We start from the raw sequence: 11,869 nt of genomic DNA, 5'->3' as shown, positions 1-11,869 counted from the left end.
GTCACACTTGTTGGTGCAATAGCCACATAGAAACGATTTCCTGAATAGCTGAGATAAGAAAGCCATGTATAGCCGTCATTATTGACAACCTTGTCATAGTTGACTGACATGCCAGCATCGTAGTAGCTAACATCTGGGTTGGCTACCAAAGGTTGAGTCTTAATTCCAGTACGAGCGGTAAAGGTATATGAACCTGAAGCTGGAAGATTATGGCGAGTTGCATTTTGAACCGGAACAGTTGTGCTAGTGCCTCCGATACCTACCATCTTACCATCTTGAACATAGTAGAGATGGACAATGTATTCACCCGCTTCAGCCTTATGGTCATTAATATTGATACGAACCTTGTAGCTACCATCACTTTGTCTGTCAGCTTGGTGCCATACCAAATCGTCTTGGCCGTCCTTAGCTGTCCAAACTGGAACACTCACGCCTTGGATAGCCTTGTCGCCACCAGAAACATTGGTGATATGAACATCAAAACCAAGGTTAGAGAGATTTTCAATATTGATAGTACCGCTTGGTTTGCTTTCTTGTTGAGCAAGTTTTGCCACAGCTACATAACGGCGGTTGCCATTGTAGCTGAGGTAAGAAAGCCATTGATAACCATCACCACTGACAATCTTGTCGTAGTTGACTGACATACCAGCATCGTAGTAAGCCAACTCTGGACTTGCTACAAGAGGTTCTGCCTTAATGCTAGAGCGTTCTTTGAAGGTATAAGTTCCTGAATCAGGAAGGCTATAGCTAGTAGTTGTTGTATGAGTTTCTTCAACCTTGGCAGGAACTGTGTAAGTGGTGCCCCCCACACCAACCAATTTACCATTAGTTTCAACATAGTAAAGATGAACATTGTAGAGACCACGTTCATTCTTGTGGTCAGTCAGACTGACGTTAACCTTGTAGTTACCGTTGTTAAGACGAGTCGCATTGTACCAGATGATATCATCTTGACCATTCTTTTCAGACCAGATTGGAACAGATACCCCAAGGATACCGTTTTGATCTGATACATTACTAATAAGCACACTAAAGTCACCATTATCATGGCTTTCAATAGCGATATCGCCTCTTGGTTTAGCTACAGCCTCTGCAACAGCACCTAGGTCGACATAACGACGAGTACCACTGTACGAAGTATAAGAAATCCAACGGTGATTGTCCGCAAGCAAAGATCTATCGTAGTTGACTGACATACCTGGATCAAAATTGAACTCAGTCTTGGCAGTCAAGCTAGGTTGGTTCTTCACATCTGCAACTTTAGTGAAGTAATAAGTACCACGTTCAGGGATGGCTTCATCTCTAGTTGCTTCAGTGGTGCTACCAGTGTTTTCAGCCTTCAATGCTGCGATATCAGCATAGTAGCGTTCATAGTCGTAACCAATGTAAGAAATCCATTGGTGATTATCTTTCTTCAAGACCTTGTCATAGATAACATGGTCGCCTGCACTAAAGACAAAGGTAGGTTTGATATCCATGATTGGCGCTGTGCGAATTTCAGTGTTGCGACGGAAATAATAGGTACCGTTTGATGGAATATCAAGAGAACCATCAGCAGTCACAGGTCCATCCACACCAGGTTGAGGAGTATCCACAGCTTCACGGTCACTACCTATGGTTTCCGCTACTTCTGAAGTTGCTGAACGGTTGGTTTCACTAGCTACTTCACTACTTACAACGGAGGCTTCAGCAGATGCAGAATGAACAACCTCTGCCGGTACTTCCAAAGAAGCAGCCTCGCTAGCCACTACACTACTAGCTTCAGAGGAAGCAACTTCACTGCTAACAAGATTAGGTCTTGGCGCTTCAGATCTTGAAGCTGGTTGATTGAGGACATCGGTAACAGCTTCTGAAGTTGTTTGGTCAATTTGGGGTGCTTCAGAATTATTTACAGTAACTTCATAGTCCGTGATAGAATCTGTGTTATTGGCTTGTTCCTGAGCCAAAGCATGTCCACCAAGCAACAAGCTCGCACCAATCAAGACTGATGCAGCTCCAAAAGAATATTTACGAATTGAGTAACGTTGACGTTCCTTAAAAACAAATGACTTTCTCATTTTGATCACTCTCACTTTCTAGGCTGTTTCATAAAATAATGGAACCGTTTTTACGCCTATAGTATACTTCTTTTAAAAATATTTTACAAGTATTTCATTAATATTACTAAACTTTATTTTGTAGAAAATTGATCGACAATCTTTTCGATAACTATTATCTATTATAATGAAGAAAAGTCCTTAGCTATATCTAAGGACTTTTCTTACATCTAATTTCTTGACACATTAAGCAAATCTGAATAGATTAATCAATTCATTCCGAGTTAAATTGACTATAAATATCATTCTAGTCTAAGTCTGATTCATCATAGATGTATTCCTCTAAATGTTCAGTCACTGTAATCTCATCACAGGAGCTAACATTTTGAAAATCCTTAATGTAAACAATTTTATATTGATTTGGTAGAAGTAATGGAAAGGCAAATGGCTTACCATTCTTACAAACGCGAAACATCTGAAGGCTATCTGTTACGTTACTAATAAAGACAAACGGAAACAAATGAGGACTGGGAGAATTCAAATAGTGATAGGTACCCTTTAAGGTACCACTAGTACTTCTCACTTCTCCATGTTCTTTTTGAGACATTTTTAAAGTATGCTCCTTCTACTACTTGTTATTTCCTTTTCTTAAGTACTGAGGGACAATACCATCAATCTAATTTATTGTAAACATGCATCCGACCATATATCGCATCAGAACCAAAACGAATCTGTCCATTACTATCAAAGAAAATTGGGTCACTGGTTGGTCCATCATTATGAGCAAAACCTGCCACATAACCGCCATCTTGAGCAAAACCATTAAAGAGCTGACTACTTGTATCACTATAACCACTTTCAGCACCAACACGGGTTACACTACCAGATGGGGATACTGTAATTGTGTCTCCTAAGTCATTTTGATAGGTACCAGCAACACTAGAGAAATCACCATTAGCCATTGCAGTAGCATCAACCGCTGTGGTAGCTGGTGTTTGTTCCGCTGAAGTAGCTGGTTGTTCTGTCGTAGTTCCTTGATTTACTCCAGCTGTTTCTTCACTAGGATTTGTTGGGGCAACTTCTTGTTGAGCAGATCCAGCAACATTTCCGGCTGATGGTTGTGAATCCTTTTCTCCAGAGGTTGCTTTTGAGACTTCTTCTGAACTAGAAGATTTTGTCTTTTGCTCAGACTTCTTCGCTTTTTCTTTTGAAGATGGTTTTGTCGATTTCACTTTCTGACTAACCTTACTAGAGCTCGATGTTAATGTGGCTTCCTTCTTGTTATTACCACATGCACCAAGTAATAGAACGGAAGTTAAAGCGAGTGCGGTTAAAGTTGTGAAACGTTTTGTAGCAGGTTTCATAATAATTCTCCTTAATTAATAGCAATATAACGGCGATTTCCACTATAACTGAGATAAGAAATCCAAGTGTGTCCCTCATTAGTCAATACTCTATCATAATTAACCGTATTACCAGCGTCATAATAAGCTAATTCAGGGCTTGACATACTAGGTTCTGACTTTATACTGACTCGTTGTGTGAAACGATAAACACCACTTGATGGGATAGTATATGTATCCTCATTCTTTTGCACATTAACAGTAGTCCCCCCAACACCAACAAGTTTACCGCTATTTTCAACATAATACAAGTGAACATTATAAACTCCTGTTGAATTTTTATGATCACTTACGTTTACATGTTGACGATAAGTTCCATCAGATTGACGAGTAGCAGTGTACCAAATAATATCATCTTGTCCATCAATTTCAGACCATGTTGGGAGCGATACTTTTTGAACTCCGTTAACGTCTGAAACATTGGAAACGATAATATCAAATGTTCCTGTCTCAGAATCATTATTTACAATTCTTATAGTACCCGTTGGACTACTAGTCACATTTACAATTTCACGAATAGGGATATAACGACGATTTCCAGCGTAAGATAGATAAGAAATCCACTCATGACCATCTGCAATCAATTTACGATCATAGTTTACACTTTGACCTGCGTCATAGTACGCAAGTTCTGGGCTTGACATTTTAGGTTCTGATTTTATACTAGCACGTCCTTTGAAATAATAGACACCACTTTCTGGAACTTCTTGATCTACTGAAGGTGATGGGTGATTTGAAGAATCGTCCACCACTCTATTAATATCCTTAAAGTGAATAAATCCTGTTACAGTATTTTTATTAACTACCTGTCTATGATAAATATGATCATCATGCCAGTTATACTCTTCTAATTCAATGTAATCCCCCATGACATTAGATACCCATGCAACATGTTGATATTGATTATCATACCAAGCCACTGAACCCAATGCTGGAGTATTATCTACTCTGTAACCTTCACTACGTGCTCGATATCCCCATTGTCCTGCATCACCATAAGCATAAGGAATTGTAAATCCATTCACTGTACTTAGGCGATAAGCTACAAATGATGTACATTCCCTAACATACTGTCCCCAATCATCTGCATCTACCCAAATTCTACCATTCTTGAATCTTTGAGGGTAGTCATCACCACGTGCGATTGAACCACCACCTGCTGAAAACAAGGCAACATCTCCAGATGAAACATTATTAATATTTGTTGAATGAATGTACTTACCATCTTTTTTGGTGGCTCGAATCCGTGTCACATCATTAACAATGGAGGTTTTTGGCTTATCAATATTCGCAGCAGCATACCCAACTGTCTTCTTGCCTTCTGGGTTAGTAGGATCTACTTGTTCAAGTGTATCAGATTTTTTATCCTCAGCCACCACTTTGGGTGTCTCTTTTTCATCCTTTGTCTCTAACACAGATGTAGTACTGTTTTCTGAGACTTTATTACTTGTGTCTAACTCGGAAATACTTAACTCAGATTTTTTGATTGTATCAGGTTTTACTTCATCCCTCATTTCATTTGGGCTTCCTAAAGGAACTTCTGGAGTATTAACTTGTACTACTTCTGTAGATTTTCCAATTTCTGTATTTGTAGAAGCCACTGTAGCATCAGATTTTTCTGTAACAAGACTTGATGGGGCGACAGCGTTCGCTTCTGTCACTTGATCAGCAGATGCTGATACTCCCATAAAGAAAAATCCTATTAGAACAGATGCTACACCAATAGAATATTTTCGAATTGAATAGCGGGTTAGTTTGTTATTTGAGTATTTCATAATAAATCTCCTTTGTGTATTTTAAATAAATTTTATGACAAGTGTAAATTCCTAAAATCCCCAAAGAAAATAATGCACTCAAATTTCTATTCTTCAATTCGCTTTATGAATATAATATACTGCATATTAGAAAAAAAGAACAGGACACGTATGTCCTGCTCTATTCTTTCATGACATCTCTCATTTTCTCTGATATGATATCTGCTAAAGAGGTATCTCCTAATAATCTAGCCAAGATTATCCCTTCTTGGTAGGCCTTTTTAGCCTCAAAAATATCATTCTTTACAACATATAGGTACTGTCCCTCTAGCATTCTCAAAATTGGTTTTTTCTGATAATCTTGAGTTTCCTCCATAATACGATGCAGTTGATTGAATGCTATCTCCGATAAATGAAACTTTTTTCGTTCATATTCAACTATTGGAACCATTAATAAGGCATCCCTAAGTAAAAATAAATACTCCGTGGGAATATTATCATAACTATTTATAAGATTTCTACAAATGGCATAAAAAGTCCCTTCACTAAACCCATCTGACCGCATACTATCACCATCTCCTAACGAAATTTGATATAGTTCTATAAGTAGTAGATCATTGATAGTGTATACCCTTTTCTCACATAATGATGATAAACTCTTCTCCAATATGCTCATGCCAAATTTTTGGTGTGTCTTTGAAGTATATGAGTAAAGTTTTGACTGTAAGATATCAACAACCCTCTGTTCATCAGCTGGCAAATCATCATAATAGATATCAATAATTTTACCCAGCTTTTCGTCTAGTTTCATTAGGTTATTTGGCTTATCTAGACTAGTCGCATGCATCAATTGATATTTGAGATTGAGGTATTCTACCGGCAACTTTGAGCCTATAGCCCTCTCTCCAAGCAATTCCGATAAAGATATATTCAGACGTCTTGCCAAGTGCTCTAAGGTCTCTAATTTAGGTTGAGACTTCCCTGTTTCTATACGTGTCAATTGCCGTACTGATAAAACCTCATCCCCTTCACAAAATTTTTCTTTAGTTAGTCCTTGTGCTAATCTCAACTCTCTTAACCGATGACCGAAGTATTGTTCAAACATCGCTAGCTCCCTATTACTTGAAACTATTATAATTTTTATGATTTGTAATAGTATATCACTCAATATTCACTATTTCAATTTTGAAATGAAAATAATCATCACTTTCAATACCACTTACAAAGAAAAAAGATAGGATTTTCATTCTACCTTTTCAAGTTACTTTTATTGTATCACATCTTAGAGTTGTTCTGCTACTGCTGAGAGAAGATCTTGGATACCATTGGCATCGCTACCACCTGCCATGGCCATATCTGGTTTACCACCACCACGACCTGATACGATTGGTGCAAGAACCTTGATAACATTACCTGCGTGAACGTCTTTAGACTTGCTTGCTACGAGGACATTAACTTTTTCACCGATGTGAGCTGCAAGGACAAGAACGTCAGAGTAGTCAGCTTGCTTCCATTGGTCTGCAAAGGTACGAAGGGCACCAGCGTCAGAAACTTCCACTTGGCTAGCAATGTAACGAACACCGTTAGCTTCTTTAACATCTTTGAAGACGTCACCAGCTGCAGCTGCAGCTGCCTTTTCTTTAAGCGCAGCATTTTCTTTTTGAAGGGCATGCAATTGCTCTTGAAGGCTAGCCACCTTGTTAGGAACTTCTTTCAATTGTGGTGCTTTAAGTGTTGCTGCGATTGCTTTGAGGGCATCTTCTTCTTCACGGTAAGCAAGGTAAGCTTCACGTGATGTTACTGCCAAGATACGACGTGTTCCTGAACCGATACCTTCTTCTTTGACAATCTTGAACATACCGATTTCAGCAGTGTTGGCAACGTGTGTACCACCACAAAGCTCAACAGAGTAATCACCGATTGAAACGACACGTACATTCTTACCATATTTTTCACCAAAGAGGGCCATAGCTCCCATTGATTTAGCAGTGTCAATATCTGTTTCAATCGTTGTTACTGGAGTTGCTTTCCAGATTTCCTCATTGACTTGTTCTTCGATAGCACGCAACTCTTCAGAAGTTACAGCCTCAAAGTGAGTAAAGTCGAAACGCAAGAATTCTTGTTCGTTAAGTGAACCGGCTTGGACTGCATGGTTGCCGATAATATTATGAAGGGCAGCGTGCAAGAGGTGAGTTGCTGTGTGGTTCTTCATGACACGATGACGACGTGTATGATCAATTTCAAGTTTATAGTTAGCACCGACTACAAGTTCACCTTCAACCTCAACGGTATGAAGAGGTTGACCATTTGGCGCACGTTGGACATCAACCACACGTGCCACGACAGTACCAGCTGCATCTGAGATCGTACCGTGGTCAGCTACTTGTCCACCCATTTCAGCGTAGAATGGTGTTTGTTCAAAGACAAGGAGAGCTTGACCAGAATTTACAGTATCATGACGGGCATCATCAGCAACGATAACGCTCAAACGGCTTTCTGCAGCTTCATCTTCATACAAGAACTCAGATGGTTCAGTAATATTAGCGAGGGTTTCATTTTGCATACCCATAGAACCACCTTTAACGACGCTAGCACGCGCACGGTCTTGTTGTTCTTTCATGGCAGCTTTGAAACCTTCATGGTCAATCTTGAAGCCTTCGTCTTCAGCCAATTCTTCTGTCAATTCCACTGGGAATCCGTAAGTATCGTAAAGTTTGAAGATGTCTTTACCTTCAAGCGTATCTTTACCAGATTTCTTAAGGTTAGCAAGAAGTTCATCAAGCATGCTCGAACCTGCATCAATAGTACGTGCAAAGGTTTCTTCTTCACGTTTAACGATTTTTTCGATAAAGTCTTTCTTCTCAAGAACTTCTGGGTAATAGCTTTCCATGATTTTACCAACTGTTGGAACAAGTTTGTACAAGAAAGCATCAGAAATACCGAGACGACGACCATGCATTACAGCACGACGGAGAAGACGACGAAGGACATAACCACGACCTTCATTACCTGGAAGAGCGCCATCACCGATGGCAAAGGCCAATGAACGAATGTGGTCAGCGATGACCTTGAAGCTCATATTATCCCCATCAGGATCGTAAGTCTTGCCAGACATTTTTTCGATTTCACGAATGATAGGCATGAAAAGGTCAGTTTCAAAGTTTGTTTTAGCCCCTTGCATTACGGCTACAAGACGTTCAAGACCTGCGCCCGTATCAATGTTTTTATTAGGAAGTTCCTTGTATTCTGAACGTGGGACAGCTGGGTCTGCGTTAAATTGTGACAAAACGATGTTCCAAATTTCAATGTAACGGTCGTTTTCAATATCTTCTTCAAGCAAACGGATACCAATATTATCAGGGTCAAAGTCTTCTCCACGGTCAAAGAAGATTTCAGTATCTGGTCCTGAAGGTCCAGCACCAATTTCCCAGAAGTTATCCTCAATTGGAATCAAGTGACTTGGTTCAACACCACAAGCAATCCAACGGTTGTATGAATCTTTATCATCTGGGTAGTAAGTCATGTAAAGTTTGTCTTTTGGAAAATCAAACCACTCTGGGCTTGTCAAAAGCTCATAACCCCATGTGATGGCTTCATCACGGAAGTAGTCACCAACTGAGAAGTTACCAAGCATTTCGAACATCGTGTGGTGACGAGCTGTCTTACCAACGTTTTCAATATCGTTGGTACGAATAGCTTTTTGTGAGTTGGTGATACGTGGATTTTCAGGAATCACTGAACCATCAAAGTATTTTTTCAAAGTGGCAACCCCTGAGTTAATCCAAAGAAGGGTTGGGTCGTTAACTGGAATCAAGTTAGCTGATGGTTCAACAGCGTGACCTTTTGATTTCCAGAAATCAAGCCACATTTGACGAATTTGTGCTGAAGTAAGTTGTTTCATTGTTTCTCCTTAATCAATTGTTTCTTATTTTGAGCTATTCTCGAGCATTTCCACATAGTCAATAGCGACACATAGGGAAATGGCTAAATCGGCATAAGTATTTTCATAAACGGTAACAGTATAGGTCGATGTTAGATGGAAGAGTTCCTTTTGAATCCTAGCAACTACCTGATCTTGACTATTAAGCAGTTGAAAATCCAGGTCCCAAATATTCCCCTCTATTCGCAAGCCAAGATTATCGACATCATACTTATCACGAAGAAAGGTTAATTTTTTACGAATGTAAAAACTCGAACCACCCTGTAAATCCACCGTAAATTTGGGTAAGAGACTAATAGGCTCCTTGGTGATATGACTGATCTCACGACCATCCTCGCCAAAAATCGTAAAGGTCTTTGGAACCTTAAAAAAGGATCCTTCGACCTGGTAGGCAACTCTACCTTGATCATCCTTGATATCAAAGCGTTCACCACCCAATCGAAACTTCTGTTTGACAAAATAGGTTTTCATAAGCTACCTCCAATAATGTCATACATACATTCATTCAAAAAATACTAAAAGAATAAAAGACAAGACCACTAAACGAAGGGCGACGTGAACCGCGGTACCACCTTCATTCAATGACCTTGTCATTCTTATTTTTCTTAAATTGTAAACTTTGAGTAGCAAATAATCCCATCCGTCCATGGCTCGCAGCAACCGCCATTTTTCTGTATCCGAAGTAATGATTACCTTTCTCAAAGGGAAGACTCAGAGTTTCCTAATATTAAAACTCCTCGTTACTTTCCATTTTAACGTGTTTTAGGTCTTAGGTCAAGTTGATAGCAACATTATCAACTCTAACTTGTGATTTATTTGCTAGAGCTTGAAGTTGAACTTGATGAAGCTCCAGAACCAGTCACATACTGGTCAAGAATTGCACTAAAGGACTTATCGACAACCTTAACATTGTATTTTTTAAGAACCTTGGCAATGACTGAGTTAGTGAAGTTAGTATCAGCTTTCTTACCATTGATGATAACCTTAGTCAAATCATCCTTGTAGTTTTTCCAATCTGCATTTTTATCAGATTTTGAAACAGTCTTAACGATGTAATAAGTAGCTGCACCTGTTGAACTGTTTGAAACTGTGACTACATCAGAAACAGCATTGGCATCTTGTTTGAAAGCTGCTGTCAAAACGTCTGTTGGGAAGTCTTGAGATGCTGAGTTAACTGTCTTAGAGTTCACTTCCAAGCTATTATCTTTAGCGACTTTTGAGAAGTCTGCGCCTTCTGCTTTAGCTTCAGAGTCAACCTTATCAGCTACTGCCTTATCAGTTGTTGAAACGACTTGAACTTCTGTATTTGGTGTGTAGTTGTCATAAGCAGCCTTGTAGTTTGCTTCTGTCAAATCTTTTTGAGCTGCTTGGTTAACAGCATACTCAACCAATTTTTGCGTACGGATTTGTGTACGATATGACTCTTCTGTTTGACCATAAGCTGCAAGAACTTGTGAGAATTGTTCTCCATACTGTTCTGAAGCTTGTTTGTAGGCCTTATCAACGTCTTCTTTGCTGACCTTGCTACCGTATTCTTTTTCAAGAGCTTTTTGCAAGGTTGCACTCAAAACACTTTGTTGCGTTTGGCTGCTACCTTTAAGTGAATCAAACACATCACCAACAGTGACAGTATCACCCTTCATAGATACCAAAGTTGTTTCTTCAGTTGTTTTGTTCCCAAGAGAAACATATGTAATCCCTGCACCAACAAGAGCTGAGACAGCTACAAGGGCAAGTCCTCCAAGGAAGCGGCCACCTGAGCTTGGTTTGCCAGCATCACGTGTTTTCTTAGTCTTAGCACGTTTAGCTTTTTCTTTTGCTTTTTCACTAGCGAGGGCGATGCTTTCCTCTTCTTCCTTTTGGCGATCAAGCTCCTCTTGTTCTGCGTCTTTGTCTGCTACAACCTCTTCAACAGTTTCTTCAGTTGACTCAAGGTTTTCATTTTCTTTAGTCATTCTATCTACTCCTTAAATTGTCAATATCTTTGTTATTATACCACACTTACTTAAATATTGCTTAATCTGGCAAGATAATATTTTCAGAATTTTTCCTAAGCATAAGAAGTCCGTCACTCATGGGTACCAAACTAGCAGTCAAACCAGGGTTATCTAAAGTCGCATCAAAAAGACGATGCAGACCACGGTAGATGGTGCGCTGACCACGACGGACTTCCATGATGTCTTTAGCGATGTCTCCTCCTTGGAAAATATCATCAAAAACGATAATCCCTCCTACCTTAAGGCGCTTGAGGATTTCTGGTAGAAAGACGATGTATTTAGACTTGGCTGAGTCCATAAAGACAAAATCATAATCGGTGTCTAAGTCTTGCAACACCTCAGCAGCATCCCCTTCGACCAAGGTAATTTGTTGGCGGCTGTCATACTTGGCTAGATTGTCCTTGGCAAAGCCAATCATTTCTTCATTTCGATCAACGGTTGTAATCTGAGCATTCGGTGCATGTTCTGCCATAAGAAGGGCTGAAAAACCGATAGCTGTGCCGACCTCTAGGATTTTCTTAGGCTGCAAGGTCTGCAACAAAAATCGGAAGTAGGCGACAACCTCCGGCTGAATGATAGGAATGTTCTCCTTACGAGCAAAAGCTTCTAATTCAGCCAAATGTCCTGTATTTTCCTGAAGATGCGTTCGCATGTAGTCTACGATATCCTTGTTAACTACTGGGCGACGCATATTGTGATTTGCATTTTTACTATATGAATTAACCATGTGTCTTATTAT

The 11,869-nt window shown here is 39.6% G+C and carries 9 protein-coding genes; all 9 read right to left on the bottom strand.

Translation table 11 applies throughout. The annotated features are described in order from the left end of the window. Positions 1 to 2,057 (bottom strand): SH3 domain-containing protein (locus tag HMPREF0848_RS00435; RefSeq protein ID WP_037609100.1); only part of this gene is annotated, 2,057 nt, incomplete at its 3' end. A 286-nt stretch (positions 2,058 to 2,343) separates the two neighbouring features. Continuing rightward, positions 2,344 to 2,511, bottom strand: coding sequence for a hypothetical protein (locus HMPREF0848_RS10775; protein WP_021145921.1), 168 nt, complete (start codon positions 2,509 to 2,511; stop codon positions 2,344 to 2,346). A 196-nt stretch (positions 2,512 to 2,707) separates the two neighbouring features. Further along, on the bottom strand, positions 2,708 to 3,400 hold the full coding sequence (locus HMPREF0848_RS00425; RefSeq protein WP_008533919.1) for a DUF6287 domain-containing protein: 693 nt from the start codon (positions 3,398 to 3,400) through the stop codon (positions 2,708 to 2,710). An 11-nt stretch (positions 3,401 to 3,411) separates the two neighbouring features. After that, positions 3,412 to 5,214: an SH3 domain-containing protein gene (locus HMPREF0848_RS10230; protein WP_008533918.1), complete on the bottom strand. Its 1,803-nt coding sequence runs from the start codon at positions 5,212 to 5,214 to the stop codon at positions 3,412 to 3,414. Positions 5,215 to 5,374: 160 nt separating this feature from the next. Further along, the gene (locus HMPREF0848_RS00415) at positions 5,375 to 6,298 is read right to left on the bottom strand and encodes a helix-turn-helix domain-containing protein (protein ID WP_008533917.1); all 924 of its coding nucleotides are present in this window, start codon (positions 6,296 to 6,298) and stop codon (positions 5,375 to 5,377) included. Between the two features lie 177 nt (positions 6,299 to 6,475). Then, on the bottom strand, positions 6,476 to 9,094 hold the full coding sequence (gene alaS / locus HMPREF0848_RS00410; protein ID WP_008533916.1) for an alanine--tRNA ligase: 2,619 nt from the start codon (positions 9,092 to 9,094) through the stop codon (positions 6,476 to 6,478). 24 nt (positions 9,095 to 9,118) lie between these two features. Then, the gene (locus HMPREF0848_RS00405) at positions 9,119 to 9,604 is read right to left on the bottom strand and encodes an LURP-one-related/scramblase family protein (RefSeq protein WP_008533915.1); all 486 of its coding nucleotides are present in this window, start codon (positions 9,602 to 9,604) and stop codon (positions 9,119 to 9,121) included. 341 nt (positions 9,605 to 9,945) lie between these two features. Next, positions 9,946 to 11,088 carry a peptidyl-prolyl cis-trans isomerase gene (locus HMPREF0848_RS00400; RefSeq protein ID WP_008533914.1) on the bottom strand — a complete coding sequence of 381 codons (1,143 nt, stop codon included), beginning with the start codon at positions 11,086 to 11,088 and terminating at the stop codon, positions 9,946 to 9,948. Between the two features lie 61 nt (positions 11,089 to 11,149). Then, positions 11,150 to 11,857, bottom strand: a complete 708-nt coding sequence (locus tag HMPREF0848_RS00395) for an O-methyltransferase (protein WP_008533913.1) — start codon at positions 11,855 to 11,857, stop codon at positions 11,150 to 11,152. Positions 11,858 to 11,869 lie beyond the last annotated feature (12 nt).

This window comes from Streptococcus sp. C150 (genome assembly GCF_000187445.1).
GTDB classification, from domain to species: domain Bacteria; phylum Bacillota; class Bacilli; order Lactobacillales; family Streptococcaceae; genus Streptococcus; species Streptococcus raffinosi.
Note: the sequence above shows the minus strand (reverse complement) of the source record. Positions and strands in the feature narration are given on the sequence as shown.

What these genes read in the sequence shown, in the direction of transcription:
- HMPREF0848_RS00395 (WP_008533913.1), bottom strand. Translation starts at nt 11,857, where the DNA reads ATGGTTAATTCATATAGTAAAAATGCAAATCACAATATGCGTCGCCCA.
- HMPREF0848_RS00425 (WP_008533919.1), bottom strand. Translation starts at nt 3,400, where the DNA reads ATGAAACCTGCTACAAAACGTTTCACAACTTTAACCGCACTCGCTTTA.
- HMPREF0848_RS00400 (WP_008533914.1), bottom strand. Translation starts at nt 11,088, where the DNA reads ATGACTAAAGAAAATGAAAACCTTGAGTCAACTGAAGAAACTGTTGAA.
- HMPREF0848_RS10775 (WP_021145921.1), bottom strand. Translation starts at nt 2,511, where the DNA reads ATGTTTCGCGTTTGTAAGAATGGTAAGCCATTTGCCTTTCCATTACTT.
- HMPREF0848_RS00415 (WP_008533917.1), bottom strand. Translation starts at nt 6,298, where the DNA reads ATGTTTGAACAATACTTCGGTCATCGGTTAAGAGAGTTGAGATTAGCA.
- alaS (WP_008533916.1), bottom strand. Translation starts at nt 9,094, where the DNA reads ATGAAACAACTTACTTCAGCACAAATTCGTCAAATGTGGCTTGATTTC.
- HMPREF0848_RS00405 (WP_008533915.1), bottom strand. Translation starts at nt 9,604, where the DNA reads ATGAAAACCTATTTTGTCAAACAGAAGTTTCGATTGGGTGGTGAACGC.
- HMPREF0848_RS10230 (WP_008533918.1), bottom strand. Translation starts at nt 5,214, where the DNA reads ATGAAATACTCAAATAACAAACTAACCCGCTATTCAATTCGAAAATAT.